This is a genomic window from Vibrio sp. PID17_43 (assembly GCF_002608565.1).
Taxonomy (GTDB): domain Bacteria; phylum Pseudomonadota; class Gammaproteobacteria; order Enterobacterales; family Vibrionaceae; genus Vibrio.
Window position 1 is genome coordinate 23,144 of record NZ_LIXM01000023.1, and the last position, 18,451, is coordinate 41,594.

Here is an 18,451-nt window from a genome sequence, read left to right on the forward strand (position 1 = left end):
GGAAGAGGCATGAACACTGTAGGAAGAAAGAAAATCGCCATCATTGGGACTGGGATCTCTGGTCTCACTTGCGGCTATTACTTGCACAAAGAGCATGACGTTACGTTGTTTGAATGCACCGATTACATCGGTGGACATACCGCGACCGTCGATGTCAGCCTGGATGATAGAGATTACGCCATTGATACGGGTTTTATCGTTTATAACGACCGCACTTATCCAAACTTCATCAAGATGATGAACGAACTCGGTGTTGAAGGTATTCCAACCCAAATGAGCTTCAGCGTCAGAAATAATGGTAATGGTCTGGAATATAACGGTCACACTCTATCAACTTTATTTGCGCAAAAGCGTAACTGGCTGAACCCCAAATTCTATCGCTTTATATTCGAGATCCTCCGCTTCAACAAATTGGCGAAAAGCTTCGCGTACGAGCAATCAACAAATTTACAAACACTTGGAGAGTTTCTTGACGAGCACAACTTTAGTGCGTTCTTTACCGATAACTACATTCTGCCGATGGGCGCAGCAATTTGGTCTTCAACGTTGGCCGATATGCGAGCGTTTCCGCTCATGTTCTTCTTACGTTTCTTCCTAAACCACGGTTTGTTAGATATCACTAACCGCCCACAGTGGTATGTGATCAAAGGTGGTTCACGATCTTACATAACACCATTAACAGCGGGTTTTGCCGATAGCATTCATCTGAATAGCCCTGTTGATAAAGTCGTTCGCAGTGAAAACGGCGTCGGTGTTCAGGTTCATGGTGAAATGCATTGGTTTGATGATGTTATCTTCGCTTGTCACAGTGACCAAGCAATGCGAATACTTGATGACATTTCTTCAGCAGAACAAGACATTTTGGGGGATATGACGTACCAAGCGAACGAAGTGGTTTTACATACCGACACTAATTTGTTGCCAAAACATCGGGCTGCATGGGCGTCATGGAACTATTTGCTAGATGGTAGTGAGGACGACCAGCAGCGATTACCTTCTTTGACCTATAACATGAATATTCTGCAACACGTTAAATCTGAGCATACTTTTTGTGTCACCTTGAATAGCACTGAACAGATAGATCCAAACAAGGTTTTGCGGGCATTCACTTACCATCATCCAGTGTTTACTACAGAGTCGATTGCGGCCCAACAACGAAAAAACGAAGTGCAAGGCGTTAAGAACACTTGGTTTTGTGGCGCTTATTGGTACAACGGATTTCATGAAGACGGCGTGCGTAGTGCAATTGATGCGGTAGAGAGTATAGAAGCAAAATATCGTGATCAAAACATGATTCCATTTGAGAAAGGTGCGGCGTGATATGGATAGCGAGATGAACAGTAGGCTGTTTATTGGCAATGTTCGTCATCGCCGATTTGTACCTGTCAACCATGAGCTGAACTATTCTCTATTTATGCCAGCGATTGATGTTGATGAGCTGGAAGACTTAGAAAAAAAGGTTTGGGGTTTTGGTTCCCGTTGGTGGCACTGGGCGCGTTTCAAGCGTAGTGATTACATTGGTGAAGGTAGTATTAAAGCAGCGGTACAAAACAAGGTAGAAGAACTGACTGGCATCCGTTGCTCTGGCAAAGTTGTGGCCGTTTGCCACTTGCGTTATTTCGGGCTCTATTTCAGCCCGGTGAATTTCTACTACGTTTATGATGAGCAAGGCGAATGGCAATATCTATTAGCCGAGGTGAGTAATACACCTTGGAATGAATGCCATTATTACGCAGTCGCGGCGGATGAAAATGACGAACAGTATGGTTGGAAACAAGATAAAGCTTTTCATGTGTCGCCATTTAATCCAATTGACCAGCGCTACCATTGGAAGATCAAGCCCTTGACCGACAAACTTAATATTCATCTGGAGTGTCACAAAGGTGAAAAGCATTTCGATGCGACGATGGCAATGAAAGCCAAGCCGCTTTCCAGCAAAAGCTTACTTAAATGCTTGATCGTCACACCGAGCCAAACGGTAAAAGTCATGGTTGGTATTTATTGGCACGCTCTAAAGCTTTGGATTAAAGGTGCGCCGTTTTACTCACACCCTAAATACGCTCAACCTAAAAAAAACGAACCTGAGCACGTGAGTGAACACAAAAAAAATAATAAACACAAGGAGAACTCAGCATGTTAAACACTACTTCAATGGCAATGCCTCGTGAATTGTCGACGACCCAGAAAGCGGCGCGTGGAGTTCTTTTTCAGTGTCTACAGAAAATGGAAATCGGCTGCTTAACCGTAATTGAAAGCTTCAAGACAGAAACCACTGAGCGCAGTGAGCGATTTGCCACTTCAAATGTTGATGATAAAGGTAAGCCAGTCGTTGCGACGATTGAGGTGAAGCATCCAGGCTTTTATTCACGTATTTTGCAAGGCGGCAGCATCGCAGCAGGTGAAGCTTACATGGATGGCTGGTGGGATAGCCCAGATTTGACAGCACTTATGAAGTTAATGGCGCTGAATCTACGTGCGTTAGACAAACTTGAAGAGCAGGGCAGTTGGCTGACGAGGCTATTGTATAAGTTCAGTCACTGGGGAAATCGTAACTCTCAAGAGAATTCGCGTAAGAATATCCATGCCCATTATGATTTAGGAAATAATCTTTATGAAGCATTTCTTGATACCAACATGTTGTATTCATCAGCGCTGTATAACCAAGAGAATGATTCTTTAGAACAGGCACAAGTTAACAAAATGGATCGTCTGTGTCAGCAACTCGAACTCAAACCTAGCGATCACGTTATCGAGATTGGCACCGGCTGGGGTGCTATGGCAATTTATATGGCCGAGCAGTACGGTTGTCATGTTACTACGACCACGATATCAGAAGAGCAGCACGCTTACGCTGAACAGAAGATCAGAGAGCGTGGCTTAGAAGATAAAGTCACTTTGCTTAAAGAGGACTATCGCAATTTAACGGGAACCTATGACAAGCTGGTTTCTATTGAGATGATAGAAGCGGTGGGCAAACAATTCCTGCCTTCGTACATTAAGGTGTGTGAGTCTTTGTTGAAGTCCGGTGGTTTGATGGCGATTCAAGCGATTACCATTGCGGATCAGCGTTACGAGTATTACAGCAACAATGTCGACTTTATTCAGAAGTATATTTTCCCGGGAGGTTTCTTACCTTCAGTTACATCGCTGACTCAAGCAACGACGAAGTACAGTGACTTGGTCACGCGAGATCTGTTTGATATCGGGCTTGATTACGCTAAAACGCTTAATGAGTGGCATCATCGTTTTAATCAAGCTGAGAGTGAGGTGCGCTCGTTCGGTTACGATGATCGCTTTGTGCGCATGTGGCGTTACTACTTGAGCTACTGTGAGGGTGGCTTCTTAGCTCGCACGATCAGTGCCGTACACATGACGTTTCAGCGTCCGTAGCTCGTTATGAGAGTGTTTCTTGCATCGACATGGTTCCAACTCTGCTGGTTCGCAGCTGTGCTTGGAACCTATCAATGGCAGTGGCTGACCTTAGTTCTCACGTTACTTACCCTTGTATATTGCTGGAGAGTGGATCCTTCTGCGCTCAAAAATATCACTTTCATTGTATCCATTGGTTTGGTGCTAGATACCCTCAATCAGCAATTTTCCGTCTTTATATTCCCAACCACTTGGTTGCCGATATGGCTTGTTTGCTTGTGGGTTTTATTTTCTTGGTATGCCTACCAACTCAAGTCAATCTTGTACCGTTTCCCAAAAACCTACGTATCAATAGTAGGCGGTATCGGAGGAACAGCGAGCTACTTTGCTGGCTACAAACTCCAAGCCGTTGAATTTGGATTTAGCGTTGGTGTCACCCTCACGATCTTGTTCGTCGAATGGTGTGCAATGATGCTTTTGATACTCAAGGTGTACGGAAATGAAAAGCTTGAAAAAAAATTGGAAACAAAAGCTGACCAGTAATGTAATGGCCGCGTCCTTGTTCTGTGCGGTGCCTTTGCAAGCTCAAAATGTGGTGGGTTCAAGTGAGACAATGACCACAAGCAACTGGCAACAATGGCAAACGGTCGGCGAAGCTCAACTCACTTGGTTTGTTTTTGATATCTACAAGTCTCGCCTTAAAGCGCCCGATGGACAGTACTTGGTGTCTAGTGACGTTTCCCCCCATCCCTTTGCTCTAGAGATTAACTATCAGCGTGATATTAGTAAAGAGCAACTGCTCGATGTGACTGATGAGCAGTGGCAAAAGCTAGGCTTTACGGAGTCTTACCGCCAACAGTGGATTTCTGAGCTGAACATTATGTTCCCCAACATTAAGAAGGGGGATGAGCTCACCTACCTTACTGATGGTAAAAATGGACAACTTATCTATCGAAAAGCGGGGAGCGAGCCTTATCAAATCGTCGGATATGTGAAGGATGAGCGACTTAATGATGCGTTTCTTTCCATTTGGTTATCACCGAAAACAGAGTTTCCTAAACTTCGTAAACAACTGATAGGGCAGGTAAGATAGTGAAATTATTAAAACGTATGCTCAGAGCTCCAGTGATTGCTGCGGTTACGCTACTTAGCGCATGCTCTGCTGACATTGATAACTATCAAGCTGCATCGCCAGCCTTTGACCTGTTTGGTTATTTCGAAGGTGACGTCAAGGCATGGGGGATGGTGCAGGACTACACCGAGAAACAAACTCGTCGATTTGAAGTCGACATCGTTGGGACGGTTGAAGGCAATGAACTAACGCTGGTGGAAGACTTTGTCTTTGATGATGGAGAGCACGACCAGCGTACATGGGTAATTACTCAACTCGAAGACGGTACTTATCAAGGCAAAGCGGATGACATTATTGGCGTTGCTACGGGTAAAGAGATGGGTAATGTGTTGCAATGGCAATACGATTTCGAGCTAAAGATGGATGATTCAACCATCACAGTATCGTTCGATGACTGGCTTTACCGCCAAGATGACATGCACGTGTTTAACCTCACCAAGATTAAGAAGTTTGGTGTCGAGGTAGGGACGATTACGCTTTTCTTTCAGAGGCAATAAAAGAGTCGGGAATCGTCCACGCTTCGCTTTAGGGATCGAAATGGGGGCGCTAGAAGTTTAGTGAAGGGAAGTTGAATTTAGAATGTGTCGACAGGACTTGCCATCCTAGAAGGATATAGTCGACCCTTATCCCTTATCTCGTAGCGAAACATTCCATAGGGCGAAGCCCGTTCCCGCTTCCAGCTCAAAAAAAGAAAGGGTTGACGCTCTCACGTCAACCCTCAAAATTATCCGATACACGATTCTCTTACAGCTTATCTGTCAGCTCGATTGCTTGACCGATGTAGTTCGCTGGCGTCATCTCTTTCAGACGTGCTTTCTCGTGCTCAGGAAGCTCAAGACTGTCGATGAAGTTACGCATTGCTTCGCCGTCTACACGCTTACCACGAGTTAGCTCTTTTAGCTTCTCGTAAGGCTTCTCGATGCCGTAACGACGCATAACCGTTTGTACTGGCTCAGCGAGTACTTCCCAGTTCTTGTCTAGTTCAGCAAGAAGTGCTTCGCGGTTAACTTCAAGCTTGCTGATGCCTTTAAGTGTAGACGTGTAAGCGATGATAGCGTAGCCAACACCAACGCCGAGGTTACGTAGAACCGTTGAGTCGGTTAGGTCACGCTGCCAACGAGAGATAGGCAGTTTCTGGGCTAGGTGGCCGAACACAGCGTTCGCAAGGCCTAGGTTACCTTCAGAGTTTTCAAAATCGATTGGGTTAACTTTGTGTGGCATTGTTGAAGAGCCAATCTCACCCGCAATGGTTTTTTGCTTAAAGTGGCCTAGAGCAATGTAACCCCAAACGTCACGGTCGAAATCAATCAGGATAGTATTGAAACGTGCAACAGCGTCGAACAGTTCAGCGATGTAATCGTGCGGCTCGATCTGAGTTGTGTAAGGGTTCCAAGTAACGCCCAAAGACTCAGTGATGAAATCTTCGCTGAATTTGTGCCAATCTAGCTCTGGGTAAGCAGACAGGTGTGCGTTATAGTTACCGACTGCGCCGTTGATTTTCGCTAGGATCTCAACGTTTTCTATTTGCTTGAATTGACGCTCCATACGGTACGCCACATTGGCCATTTCTTTACCCATTGTTGATGGGGACGCTGGCTGACCGTGTGTACGAGATAGAAGAGGGATGTCGCGGTATTCAACAGCAAGTGCTTTAATCGCGTCGATTAAGTTGCGAATTTCTGGAAGAATCACGGTCTCACGCGCTTCTTTCAGCATAAGAGCGTGTGAAGTGTTGTTGATGTCTTCAGAAGTACATGCAAAGTGGAAGAACTCGTTTACTGCGTGAAGCTCAGGAACGTCAGCGACTTTTTCTTTTAAGAAGTACTCAACCGCTTTAACATCGTGGTTTGTTGTACGCTCGATCTCTTTGATGCGTAGCGCGTCTTCTTCAGAGAAGTTTGCAGCAAGGTCGTCTAGGAATTGATTTGCTTCTGCGCTAAACGCTGGCACTTCTGCAATTTCAGCAGTAGCAGCAAGCTTTTGAAGCCAGCGGATCTCAACGATAGTACGGTACTTCAATAAACCGTATTCACTGAAAATTTCGCGTAACGCAATGGTCTTGCTTCCGTAACGGCCGTCTACTGGTGAAACAGCAGTCAATGCTGACAGTTCCATGATGTTCTCCTGAATTGGGTTTCTAAATTTCGTGAGCTTTATACCAAACACTATGGCAATTGTCACGAATATTGCGCAATCGTTTGCGCGAGATTTGTTTTAGTCAAAAAATGAGCTCGCGATTATCGCGAGCTGCTGCTTATTCGGAACCATCTTACATTCGAGCAAGAAGTATCTGAGCCTGCTCGACCATCTTTTTGCGGCCGAAAATTAAGTGGCGACGTTTGCCACCCACTTGGCGCCAAAGTACGGCACTGCGAATACCTGATAACAACAACGCACGGACTTTGTGCTGATTAGAGGTTTGCTGCAGCACGGATGGAGTACCAGTTACTTGAATGCGAGGGCCGATAGGGCTCACCACATCCAAGTAAATGCTTGCTAGGTTGCTGATCATCTGGTCGTCGAGTAAGTCAAAATGCTCCGTTTGACGCTGAGCCATCTGGATGCGGTCGCCAAGTTGTGACATGGCGTCGTTGCGACCTGTTAACTTACGCTCTAATGCCATGAGACTGATAATATAGCGAGTGACTTCACTTCCCGATGGCGTGCTATCAATTCCTTTTACCAAGCATTCGAGCCCTAGTTTGAGGTTGGCTTCACGACCGAATACACCGACAGTGTTTGCCGGGCTCGTATTTAATATGGCATTGATTGACGTTTCAAAGGCATCTTGATCACAATGTCCGTCTCGCGCAACTTGTTGAACCAATGCAACTGCTTGGCAGATGCCAGCGAAAGCAATAGTACGGTCATAAAGTGTATTCGCCACGTAGCGACTCCTAAGCTTGAGAATATTTAATGCGTTGCTCGATGATGCCGCCACCTAGGCACACGTCATCTTTGTAGAACACAGCTGATTGACCTGGAGTGACAGCAACTTGTGGCTCGTCAAAGATCACTTTAATGTTCTCATCATCGATAGGGATGATTGTACAAGGAATATCTTCCTGACGGTAACGTGTTTTCACTGTGCACTTCATAACATCGCGAATTGGCTCACGATCTACCCAGTGAAGTTGTGATGCAAGTAGACCTTCTGACTTCAGCATTGGGTGATCTTTACCTTGTACCGCAATCAAAACGTTACGTTTCAAATCCTTCTCGCCAACGAACCATGGGTCTTCATTGCCACCGCCGCCTTTACGGCCACCAATGTGAAGCCCTTTACGCTGACCAAGCGTGTGGTACATCAAACCTTGGTGCTGACCGATCACTTCACCTTCTGGTGTTTCAATATTACCAGGTTGCGCTGGAAGGTATTTGCCAAGGAACTCTGTGAACTTACGCTCACCGATGAAACAAATGCCCGTTGAGTCTTTCTTTTTCGCTGTGATCAGGTCTTGCTCTTCTGCGATGCGTCGTACTTCTGGTTTTTCCAAATCACCGACAGGGAATAGGCTACGTGCAACTTGCTCGTGACTTAGTGTGTACAGGAAGTAGCTCTGGTCTTTGTTGCCGTCTAGACCACGTAGCATCTGAGGCTTTTCACCGTTCTCAGGGAAAGAACGACGTACGTAGTGACCCATTGCGATGTAGTCGGCATCCAGAACTTCATCAGCGAACTCCAGGAATGCTTTAAATTTAATTTCTTTGTTACAAAGAATATCTGGGTTTGGTGTACGGCCCGCTTTGTATTCAGCAAGGAAGTACTCAAATACATTGTCCCAGTATTCTGCAGCAAAGTTGATGGTGTGTAGATGGATGCCCAGCTTGTCACATACTGCTTGAGCATCGGCAAGATCTTCTGCTGCTGTGCAATATTCTTCGTTGTCATCTTCTTCCCAGTTCTTCATGAACAGGCCTTCCACTTGGTAGCCTTGTTGCTTCAGAAGATACGCAGAAACAGATGAATCAACGCCGCCGGACATTCCGACGATGACTTTCTTTTGGCTGTTATCAGACATTACTAAACACCACTTAAATAAACGGGACGCAGATTCTAACAGAATCCACAGACCGGTGACAGATCCGAGATCGAAATCACACTTCGTTTTGCTGCATTTTTCTGCTACAGCATCACCAATTCGCAATTTCACGAGTATAGAAGTGCTATATATGGCATAGTTGCCAAAAATCCAAGAGGAAAAGTTAAATGACCGAAGAAAACCAGTTTATGCAAGAAGGCGAGTTGATTGAAATCATCGAAAATCAACTAGAAGATGGTAACCCAATAAAAGTAAAAGAAACCCTAATGCGCTTAATGATGACAGGTACGCCCCGGGAGGACGCGATAGCGATGATGGCGTGTGCGATGTCGATTGAAGTTTTTGATGTGATGAAAAACGACGGTGAATTTAATCTAAAGCGCTACACAGAGCATCTTAATCAGCTTCCTGACCTGAGTTTCATGGAAGGCGAATAGCGCTCAAGAAAGAAAAAAATAGGCGGCAAACGTTTGCTATAATTGCTTTTATTGCTGCTTTATTGTTAGCGGTATAGAATCCGTTCTCCTTTTCATCCCCTTACTCAGACTAACAATATGAAATTTCCTGGACAACGCAAATCGAAGCACTATTTTCCTGTTCATGCTCGTGATCCATTGGTGAGCCAAGCACAAGAAAGCAAGAAGATGACGCGCACCCACATCATCGGTATTGATCAGACTCTGGTTGATATTGAAGCTAAAGTTACAACGGATGTGATTGAAAAGTACGGTTTGAGTAAAGGACACTCGTTGGTTATTGATGACGCAACCGCGGAAGCGCTATACCAACAGCTAAAAGAAGAGAACCTCATTACTAATGAGTATGCGGGTGGCACAATTGGCAACACACTACATAATTACTCTGTGCTTGCGGATGACCGTTCGACTCTTCTAGGCGTAATGAGCCAGGACATTAAGATCGGCAGCTATGGTTACCGTTACTTATGTAACACCTCTAGCCGTATGGATCTGAACTATCTACAAGGGGTACAAGGGGCAATCGGTCGTTGTTTTGCTCTGATTACTGAAGACGGTGAACGTACTTTCGCAATCAGCGAAGGTCAAATGAACCAACTTCATCCAGATAACATCCCAGAGAAAATCTTCAAAAGTGCATCAGCGCTTGTCCTGACGGCGTATCTCGTTCGTTGTAAAGAAGGCGATCCAATGCCGGAAGCAACCATGCGTGCGATTGAATACGCGAAGAAATACGATGTACCAGTGGTGTTAACGCTTGGAACTAAGTTTGTAATTCAAGATGATCCGATTTTTTGGCAAGCATTTATTCGTGACCATGTTTCTGTTGTCGCGATGAATGAAGACGAAGCTGAAGCGCTAACGGGTGAGTCTGATCCTCTAGCGGCATCTGACAAGACGTTAGATTGGGCTGACATGGTACTTTGTACCGCTGGCCCTGTTGGCTTGTTCATGGCAGGCTACACCGAAGATAGTGCAAAGCGCGAAACTTCACTGCCACTTCTTCCAGGTTCTATCGCAGAGTTCAATCGTTACGAATTTAGTCGACCAGCGAAGAAAGAATCGTGTGAGAATGCAATTAAAGTTTATTCACACATTTCGCCTTACATGGGTGGTCCAGAGAAAATTAAGAATACCAATGGTGCAGGTGATGCGGCACTGTCCGCAGTTTTGCATGATATGGCTGCAAATAAGTATCATAAAGAAAATGTGCCTAACTCAAGCAAGCACAGTAATGAGTATTTAACCTATTCTTCATTCTCTCAAGTATGTAAATACGCGAATCGTGCAAGTTATGAAGTGTTAGTACAGCATTCCCCACGTCTATCTCGTGGTTTGCCTGAGCGTGAAGATAGTTTAGAAGAAGCATACTGGGAGCGTTAATTCGATTCCTAGAGTGAGAACTTCATATATCAAAAAAAATGGCGCATGTTGAATGCGCCATTTTTTTATCTGCTTATAGTGATAAGCAAACAAAAAGGCTTCCATTTGAAGCCTTTAAACATTCACTTGACCCGCCCTAAATAAGGTTGAGTTAGATTAAGAAGTCGTCTAGAGATTTGCCGGCATCAAGTAGCTCTTGAATTGCAGAAGGCGTACGGCCTTGGCCTGTCCAAGTTTTCTCTTCACCGTTAGTATCGGTGTATTTGTACTTAGCTGGGCGTGGAGCACGCTTAGCTTTCATCTTAGTTTTAGTCTCACCCGCTAGTGCACTAATAAGTGCTTCAACATCGATACCGTCTTTCGCGATTTGCTCTGCGATAGCTGCCATTTTTGCTTCTTGCTCAGCTTGTGCTGCGCGGTCAGCTTCTTCAGCTTCTTGACGCTCTTGGACAACGATAGTGAGTTTATCTAGAGCTTCTTCCAATTGTTCTAGAGTCAGCTCACGAGAAAATGCACGAAGGCTACGGATATTTAGAAGTGTTTTAGTCAGCTCTGACATAACGATTCCTATTAATAGGTTGAGAGGTTCGACATTCGTTATCAAAATGATAAATTAAATGTCAAACTGGAAATATAGCATAGAGTTCTTATATTTAACTTTATCTTTTCAATATGTGCAAATATTAATTTATTATTTTGATGAAATTTTTAATCGTTTCATTATAGATGAGAAATTAAATAGACTAAAGCTTATCTTAATACAGGTTGAAGTCCGATTTTTTGTTATAGATACGATAAGCTTTTAGGTTTGTAGATACTCTATTTGTCGCTTGAATTGAAATTGCCATTAATATTTTTGATGGTGAGGAGGCAACTAATTAGATGGTATCGGTTTTTTATTTTTGGCTTAACTTCATAGCAACTCAGACGAAAGTTAGTAGTCAAGTTTCATAATTATCATCCTTGAAGTGCTTGCAGTGCACATTGATCCTTTGTTGGTTCCTGATTTATAAACGGTTACGACAACTTTTTATCCACTAAATTTAGTTTGATGTGTTGCATTGGAGGGCTTCATGAGTACAATGGACGTTACCTGATGCAATATTGCAGATAATTTGTTGTCGATTTGTGTAATTGATGGTTAACTGTCTGTTATTGCCGTAGAGGTGCAGTCTCGAAGAGTAGCTATTATTGGGGTGATGCCAATGAATAATAGTGGAAGGCGAAGATTGCCGAAGTAAGTAGCCTATCAAAACTGCTTGCTGGGGTTGTATCTGAAAGGAACAACACTGCCATAGTATATTTACATTAAACTATGGAGCGCTACTGTAGGGTTGGGTGAAGTGTTCGCTTCCCTGTCGCTAAGTTCAACATGAGCACGTGTCATATACAACGTGTCTTGTCTGCAGTAGATCTCTAGCCAAACTTTGGTTTTTGAAGATCATGAATTTAATAGATTTTGCACATTCTCCCGTTTCGTTATTACCGCCTGTTGTTGCACTGACGCTGGCAATTTTGACTCGACGCGTTTTAGTTTCTCTCGGTGTAGGTATCGTACTTGGTGCGGTTCTACTTAACGACTGGTCTATCGGCTCTACCGCTGGCTACGTCAGTGCCCAAGTTTCTTCTGTTTTTATTGAAGACGGTGGTATCAATACTTGGAATATGAGTATTGTTGGCTTCCTAATCTTGTTAGGTATGACAACGGCGTTGTTGACCCTGTCTGGTGGTACTCGCGCTTTCGCTGAATGGGCGCAAACTCGAGTAAAAAGTAAACGTGGCTCTAAACTTCTTGCTGCCTTTCTAGGCGTATTCATTTTTGTCGACGATTACTTTAACAGTCTCGCTGTTGGTGCGATCTCTCGTCCAGTTACAGACCGCTTCTATGTTTCACGCGCTAAACTCGCGTACATCCTAGACTCAACGGCTGCACCTATGTGTGTGATCATGCCAGCTTCAAGTTGGGGGGCTTATATCATCACGATCATCGGTGGTATTTTAGTATCGCACGGCGTAACGGAGTACTCAGCACTTGGTGCGTACGTTCGTCTTATCCCAATGAACTTTTACGCTGTATTTGCACTGCTCATGGTATTTGCAGTGGCGTGGTTTGGTCTAGATATCGGCAAAATGCGTGAGCATGAAATTGCAGCGTCTCAAGGTCGTGGTTTTGATAAAGATAAAGAGAACGATATTCAAGAAGCGCACGATCTTAATGAAGAGCTAGATATTCACGAAAGTGAAAGAGGTAAGGTATCTGACCTAGTACTTCCTATCGTGACGCTTATTGTGGCGACGATCGCTTCAATGCTTTACACCGGTGGTCAAGCGCTGGCAGCAGATGGAAAACAATTTGCGCTGTTAGGTGCGTTTGAGAACACTGATGTAGGTATGTCTCTTATTTACGGTAGTTTACTTGGTCTTGCAGTCGCTCTATTTACTGTATTGAAACAAGGCTTACCAATGGTTGAGATTACTCGTACGCTTTGGATTGGTGCTAAGTCAATGTTCGGCGCGATTCTCATCCTTATCTTCGCTTGGACGATCGGCTTGGTTATCAGCGATATGAATACCGGATCTTACTTGTCAACGATGGCACAGGGTAATATTGATCCTCATTGGCTACCGGTTATCTTGTTCTTGCTGTCAGGCCTAATGGCTTTCTCTACAGGTACGTCGTGGGGTACCTTTGGCATCATGCTGCCTATCGCAGGTGACATGGCGGGCGCGACTGACATCGCACTTATGCTACCTATGTTGAGTTCGGTACTCGCTGGTGCGGTATTTGGTGACCATTGTTCGCCAATTTCTGATACGACCATTCTGTCTTCTACAGGTGCACGTTGTAATCACATTGATCACGTGGCGACACAGTTACCTTATGCTCTGTCAGTTGCTCTTGTTGCCTGTGTAGGCTTTATTACGCTTGGTATGACGGCTTCTACCGTAATTTCTTTCATTGCAGCATCGATCACGTTCGTTATCGTTTGTGTGATTTTATCCTGGCTGTCTAAGTCAAAAATGACATCATGTCAGAATGCTTAGATTGTTTGATATAGCGAACTAAAATAAAAACTCCGCTCAATTGGCGGAGTTTTTTTATGCAATATCAAGATAGGTTGAAAGTGATACGTGCAGCCCATTGAAAGCACCTTTTGTATCGCATTAAACGTGTCGGTATGCATAATATCCGAACGGGACGAATGGGTATTACAGTAGCAATCAGACTCGATTTAAAAGGATCAGACGTTGAGATTGTATTTTTTGATTAAGCGATACAAGGTTGTTCGGGATATCCCTAAATCCCGCGCAGCTGCACTTATATTGTGTTTGTTTTCCTCTATTACATGGAGCAAATATTCGAGGTCGACTTGCTCTACAGAGGGGAGTAATTGCCGCTCGCAACTGTCTAGTCCTAAGTCTGTGACTAGGAGAGTATTATCTTCGCACATCACGATTGCCCTTTGAATTACGTTACGGAGTTCGCGTACGTTACCAGGCCATCGGTGTTTTTGTAGTTTTGCTTTAACTTCATTGGACATGTTGTTGATCTGTCCTTTTGATAGGTCTTTCAAAAAATACTCGGCTAAGATCAGAATGTCGTTGCCGCGTTCTCTTAACGGTGGAATTGTTAGCGGTAAAATATTGAGCCTATAAAATAGGTCTTCTCGAAATTGGCCTTGAACCACCTCATTTTTCAGGTCTACGTGACTCGCGACTATCACTCGGCAATCCACATGGATATTCTTATCAGCTCCCACTTTGTGGATCAGTTTATTCTCAAGAAAGTGCAGAAGATGAATTTGAAGTTGAGGAGGCATGTCTCCAATCTCATCTAAAAATAGCGTTCCCTTGTGCGCCATTTGAATATACCCAACATGTTCTGATATGGCACCTGTAAATGCCCCTTTCTCGTGCCCAAATAGCTCCGAGGCGATAAGACCGCTGGGTATCGCCCCACAGTTTACCTCCACAAAAGGTGATGAGCGTCGACTTGATAGTTGGTGGATGATTCTCGCGCACAGCCCTTTACCCACACCGGTCTCACCTTGGATAAGAACCTCTGCATCACACTGCGCATACTTCCTTAATATATTACTTAGCTCGTTGATACAGGCACTATTTCCAATCAAGGTGAATGGATTGGCATCAATGTTTTGCGTAATTATTTTGGTTCGACTCTTATGTAGTTTCATGATTAGCCACTTTTTTGGTTCTAATCAAAGCGTAGTTGCGAAATGGTTGTCTCAAAAGTGAGTAGCTGTATCATATTTGAGAATTTATCAAGTTAACATACGCTTGGGCGCTAACCGGTTGTTCTAGAATCAATTAATGGATTTGTTTTTTTTTAACATGCTCTCGTTGCAAATGCGCTCAGTTGTTTAGAGTCTGGGTTAATATGTCGCTCCAATGGTCGTAAAATTAGTGGTTTAGCAAATTATTTGAGAAAAGTTTGAATTCAGTATTGAAAAAATTAACAAGCTTAGTTAGTGTGGTCATTAACGAAGCAACTCAATCGAGCCTTAAATAAGTATGCGTAATTTTGCAATGAATATTCATCACCATCATCACCCAGCCTAGTCTTTCGGGAGATGCACGCATACCCGGGAGGCAGGAAACTCCCGGAGGTTAAAATCAAAGTACATACAGATTTCAAACCCTCGGGAGACCCAACTCTCCCGAGGGTTTTTTAGTTTGCTGATTTATAAAATATTTTAAATATCGAATTTGCACAGGGATAAAGCAATGCAAACACAACGCTTAAGAATTGCCATTCAGAAAAAAGGCCGCCTTAGTAAAGAGAGCCAAGCTCTATTGAAAAAATGTGGTGTTAAATTCAATGTCATGGGTGAGCGATTGGTCGTTCATTCAGAAAATATGCCAATTGATTTGCTTTTGGTACGCGATGATGACATCCCTGGTTTAATTATGGATGGTGTGGTTGACCTAGGCTTCATTGGTGAAAATGAACTTGAAGAAGTTCGTCTGGACCGTAAAGCATTAGGCGAGCCTAGCGAGTTTGTGCAACTTCGTCGTCTTGATTTTGGTGGCTGCCGTTTGTCTATCGCTATCGACAAAGATGAAGAATACAACGGCCCGCAAGATTTAGCAGGGAAACGTATCGCAACGACTTACCCACAATTGCTAAAAGCTTACATGGATGAAGTTGGTGTATCGTTCTCAACATGTATGTTGACCGGTTCTGTGGAAGTTGCTCCTCGCGCTGGCCTAGCAGACGCGATTGCAGATTTAGTGTCGACCGGTGCAACGCTTGAAGCAAACGGTTTAAAAGAAGCTGAAATTATCTTCAAATCAAAAGCGACACTGATTCAACGTACTGGCGAATTCGATGCAGATAAAGTGGCACTGATCGAAAAATTACTGACTCGTATGCAAGGCGTACAGCAAGCGAAGGAGTCGAAGTACATCATGCTACACGCTCCTGCTGATAAATTAGACCAAATTAAGACACTGTTACCAGGAGCCGAAGACCCGACTGTTTTACCACTCTCTGCAGACAAGCAAAAAGTGGCGGTTCACTTGGTCAGTACTGAAAACTTGTTCTGGGAAACGATGGAACAGCTCAAAGAATTGGGTGCGAGCTCAATCCTAGTACTACCAATTGAAAAAATGATGGAGTAATCGTGATGAGAACAGTTGTATGGCAATCGCTGAGCGAAACACAGCAGGATTCGATTCTGGAGCGTCCAGCAATTACAGAGGGCGCAAATATTACTGCCGCAGTTTCTGAAATCATCGCGAAAGTTCGTAATGAAGGTGATGCTGCATTAGTAGAGTTGACTGAGAAGTTTGACCGCGTTAAGCCGGAGTCTATTCGTTTATCGGCTCAAGACATTGATAAAGCTTCAGCGCGTCTTCCTGAAAAAATGAAGAATGCGCTTGAGCAAGCCTATGAAAATATCTCGAAGTTTCACAAAGCACAGAAGCCACAGCCTATCAAAGTAGAAACTCAACCAGGTGTACTTTGTGAGCAGGTCACGCGCCCAATTCAAAAAGTGGGTTTGTACATTCCTGGCGGTAGCGCACCATTACCATCGACGGTTTTGATGCTGGGTGTTCCTGCAAACATAGCAGGTTGTCGAAAAGTGGTGCTTTGCTCTCCACCACCAATTGCCGACGAGATCCTTTATGTAGCGAAACTGTGTGGCATCGATGAAGTGTATAACGTCGGTGGCGGTCAAGCGGTGGCGGCGATGGCTTACGGCACAGAGACGGTATCGAAAGTTGATAAGATCTTTGGTCCGGGTAACGCCTACGTGACAGAAGCAAAACGTCAGGTGAGTAATGATTTCCGCGGCGCAGCGATTGATATGCCTGCAGGTCCATCAGAAGTGCTTGTGATTGCGGATGAAACGGCCGACCCAGACTTCATTGCCGCGGATCTGCTGAGCCAAGCGGAGCACGGTCCTGATTCCCAAGTGGTACTTGTGACGCCTTCACCAGTGATTGCAGATCAAGTGACGGATGCGGTTCAACGCCAACTTAAAGCACTCTCTCGTGCCGATATCGCACAGCAGGCGCTGGCTTCCAGCCTAATCATCATTGCGGAGTCTCTGACTCAAGCTGTTGCAATCTCAAATTACTACGGCCCTGAGCACTTGATTGTTCAGACCAAGACCCCTCGCGAGCTTCTACCTCTATTAGATAACGCAGGTTCAATCTTCCTAGGCGATTGGTCTCCTGAATCAGCAGGTGATTACGCGTCAGGTACTAACCACGTGCTTCCTACTTATGGTTACACGCGTACCTACTCAAGCTTAGGTTTGGCGGATTTCTCTAAACGTATGACGGTTCAAGAACTGTCTGCTGATGGTCTAAAGAACCTTGCGCCAACGGTGGTAACCATGGCTGAGGCGGAAGGTCTTGATGCGCACAAGCGTGCGGTGACTATCCGTACTGAAAAATTAATCCGCGTAGTAAATAAGGCAAGTAAGTAAGAGGACAATAAGATGGAAAAACTAGCGCGTAAACAAGTCCAACAGCTAACGCCTTATTTATCGGCTCGCCGAATTGGTGGAACGGGTGACGTATGGCTCAATGCGAACGAATCACCTTTCAACAATGAGTACAAAACAGATTTTGCTCGTCTTAATCGTTACTGCGAATGCCAACCTAAAGAATTGATTTCCGCTTACGCAGCGTATGCGGGTGTGAAACCAGAGCAGACGCTAACTTCTCGTGGTGCGGATGAGGGCATTGAACTCTTAGTTCGTGCATTCTGTGAGCCAGGGGAAGATGCGATTTTATACTGCCCACCGACTTACGGCATGTATGCAATTAGTGCTGAAACCATTGGTGTAGAGCGTAAAACCGTACCGCTAACGTCAGATTGGCAACTGGATCTAGTCGGTATTGAAGCCAACCTAGATAAGGTCAAACTGGTTTTCGTCTGTTCGCCAAACAACCCAACGGGTAACCTCGTGAAACGTGAAGATATTGTGTCTCTGCTTGAGATGACAAAAGATCGTGCAATCGTGGTGATGGACGAAGCGTACATCGATTTTTGCCCAGAAGCGTCAACGGTGGATTTGCTCGCGCAATACCCGAACTTAGCGATTCTGCGTACTCTGTCGAAAGCGTTTGCGCTTGCTGGCTTACGTTGTGGATTTACGCTTGCGAACGAAGAGTTGATCAATGTACTTCTTAAAGTTATCGCGCCATACCCGGTACCAGTTCCCGTAGCTGAAATTGCGATTCAAGCATTGTCAGAAGCGGGCTTAGCCCGAACGAAATTCCAAGTTCTTGACCTCAACGCAAACCGTGCTTACTTGCATGTTGGTTTATCGATGTTTCCAGATTTGGAAGTGTTTGAAGGCTGGGGTAACTACCTATTGGTGAAATTCCCAAATGGCGATGATCTTTTCAAAGCCGCTTGGGACACCGGAATTATCTTGCGTAATTCGCCCATCGAAAACTGTGTGCGTATCAGCGTAGGTAACCGTGACGAGTGCGAAAAAACACTCGGATTTATTAGAAACTACTACTCATAAGTAGCGACAGAATGAATCGCTCTCGCTAAACAGTGA

The 18,451-nt window shown here is 44.6% G+C and carries 17 protein-coding genes, 1 riboswitch and 1 other annotated feature; of the genes, 12 read left to right on the top strand and 5 right to left on the bottom strand.

What is annotated here, in order from left to right; genetic code table 11:
• Nucleotides 1–9 precede the first annotated feature (9 nt).
• Genes AK965_RS15970 through AK965_RS15995 form a run of 6 tightly spaced genes read left to right on the top strand, consistent with a single transcriptional unit; the run spans nt 10 to nt 4,998 of the window.
• Complete coding sequence (locus tag AK965_RS15970) at nt 10–1,320, top strand: NAD(P)/FAD-dependent oxidoreductase (protein WP_099080542.1); 1,311 nt, start codon at nt 10–12, stop codon at nt 1,318–1,320.
• A 1-nt stretch (nt 1,321) separates the two neighbouring features.
• Nucleotides 1,322–2,140 (top strand): DUF1365 domain-containing protein, encoded by an 819-nt coding sequence (locus tag AK965_RS15975; protein ID WP_172438174.1) that lies wholly within the window; start codon nt 1,322–1,324, stop codon nt 2,138–2,140.
• Nucleotides 2,134–3,390, top strand: coding sequence for a cyclopropane-fatty-acyl-phospholipid synthase family protein (locus AK965_RS15980; RefSeq protein ID WP_099080544.1), 1,257 nt, complete (start codon nt 2,134–2,136; stop codon nt 3,388–3,390). Before AK965_RS15975 ends, AK965_RS15980 begins: the two co-directional genes overlap by 7 nt.
• 6 nt (nt 3,391–3,396) lie before the next feature.
• Nucleotides 3,397–3,912 carry a DUF2878 domain-containing protein gene (locus AK965_RS15985; protein ID WP_099080545.1) on the top strand — a complete coding sequence of 172 codons (516 nt, stop codon included), beginning with the start codon at nt 3,397–3,399 and terminating at the stop codon, nt 3,910–3,912.
• Nucleotides 3,869–4,462 (top strand): chalcone isomerase family protein, encoded by a 594-nt coding sequence (locus tag AK965_RS15990; protein ID WP_172438175.1) that lies wholly within the window; start codon nt 3,869–3,871, stop codon nt 4,460–4,462. The genes AK965_RS15985 and AK965_RS15990 overlap by 44 nt, the downstream gene beginning before the upstream one ends.
• A gap of 17 nt (nt 4,463–4,479) precedes the next feature.
• Complete coding sequence (locus AK965_RS15995; RefSeq protein ID WP_099080592.1) at nt 4,480–4,998, top strand: DUF3833 domain-containing protein; 519 nt, start codon at nt 4,480–4,482, stop codon at nt 4,996–4,998.
• Nucleotides 4,999–5,245: 247 nt separating this feature from the next.
• Here the strand turns inward: AK965_RS15995 and purB are convergent, their stop codons facing one another.
• The 3 genes from purB to mnmA form a co-directional block, all read right to left on the bottom strand.
• Complete coding sequence (purB, locus tag AK965_RS16000; protein WP_099080546.1) at nt 5,246–6,616, bottom strand: adenylosuccinate lyase; 1,371 nt, start codon at nt 6,614–6,616, stop codon at nt 5,246–5,248.
• Between the two features lie 154 nt (nt 6,617–6,770).
• Nucleotides 6,771–7,388, bottom strand: a complete 618-nt coding sequence (hflD, locus tag AK965_RS16005) for a high frequency lysogenization protein HflD (protein ID WP_099080547.1) — start codon at nt 7,386–7,388, stop codon at nt 6,771–6,773.
• Nucleotides 7,389–7,398: 10 nt separating this feature from the next.
• A complete protein-coding gene (gene mnmA / locus AK965_RS16010; RefSeq protein ID WP_099080548.1) occupies nt 7,399–8,523 on the bottom strand; it encodes a tRNA 2-thiouridine(34) synthase MnmA in 1,125 nt (374 codons plus the stop codon).
• Nucleotides 8,524–8,711: 188 nt separating this feature from the next.
• Between mnmA and AK965_RS16015 the strand changes: the two genes are divergently transcribed.
• Both AK965_RS16015 and AK965_RS16020 read left to right on the top strand, forming a co-directional pair.
• Nucleotides 8,712–8,981 (top strand): hypothetical protein, encoded by a 270-nt coding sequence (locus tag AK965_RS16015; RefSeq protein ID WP_099080549.1) that lies wholly within the window; start codon nt 8,712–8,714, stop codon nt 8,979–8,981.
• A gap of 117 nt (nt 8,982–9,098) precedes the next feature.
• The gene (locus AK965_RS16020) at nt 9,099–10,403 is read left to right on the top strand and encodes an inosine/guanosine kinase (RefSeq protein WP_099080550.1); all 1,305 of its coding nucleotides are present in this window, start codon (nt 9,099–9,101) and stop codon (nt 10,401–10,403) included.
• A gap of 151 nt (nt 10,404–10,554) precedes the next feature.
• On the opposite strand, the gene AK965_RS16025 is transcribed toward AK965_RS16020, so the two are convergent.
• Nucleotides 10,555–10,962: an H-NS family nucleoid-associated regulatory protein gene (locus AK965_RS16025; protein WP_099080551.1), complete on the bottom strand. Its 408-nt coding sequence runs from the start codon at nt 10,960–10,962 to the stop codon at nt 10,555–10,557.
• 594 nt (nt 10,963–11,556) lie between these two features.
• A riboswitch (Lysine riboswitch) is annotated at nt 11,557–11,737 on the top strand.
• Nucleotides 11,738–11,846: 109 nt separating this feature from the next.
• Between AK965_RS16025 and tet(35) the strand changes: the two genes are divergently transcribed.
• Nucleotides 11,847–13,448 (top strand): tetracycline efflux Na+/H+ antiporter family transporter Tet(35), encoded by a 1,602-nt coding sequence (gene tet(35) / locus AK965_RS16035; protein ID WP_099080553.1) that lies wholly within the window; start codon nt 11,847–11,849, stop codon nt 13,446–13,448.
• A 197-nt stretch (nt 13,449–13,645) separates the two neighbouring features.
• Here tet(35) and AK965_RS16040 read toward each other — a convergent pair whose 3' ends face one another.
• Nucleotides 13,646–14,599, bottom strand: coding sequence for a sigma-54-dependent Fis family transcriptional regulator (locus AK965_RS16040; RefSeq protein WP_099080554.1), 954 nt, complete (start codon nt 14,597–14,599; stop codon nt 13,646–13,648).
• Nucleotides 14,600–14,959: 360 nt separating this feature from the next.
• Nucleotides 14,960–15,098: a sequence feature (His leader region), on the top strand.
• 51 nt (nt 15,099–15,149) lie between these two features.
• On the opposite strand from AK965_RS16040, the gene hisG reads away from it, so the two are divergent.
• The 3 genes from hisG to hisC are packed head-to-tail and all read left to right on the top strand — an operon-like array spanning nt 15,150 to nt 18,415.
• Nucleotides 15,150–16,046, top strand: coding sequence for an ATP phosphoribosyltransferase (gene hisG / locus AK965_RS16045; RefSeq protein WP_099080555.1), 897 nt, complete (start codon nt 15,150–15,152; stop codon nt 16,044–16,046).
• Nucleotides 16,047–16,051: 5 nt separating this feature from the next.
• Nucleotides 16,052–17,362, top strand: coding sequence for a histidinol dehydrogenase (gene hisD, locus AK965_RS16050; RefSeq protein ID WP_099080556.1), 1,311 nt, complete (start codon nt 16,052–16,054; stop codon nt 17,360–17,362).
• A gap of 12 nt (nt 17,363–17,374) precedes the next feature.
• Entirely contained in the window at nt 17,375–18,415 is a 1,041-nt protein-coding gene (gene hisC / locus AK965_RS16055) for a histidinol-phosphate transaminase (RefSeq protein ID WP_099080557.1), read from the top strand.
• Nucleotides 18,416–18,451: the final 36 nt, after the last annotated feature.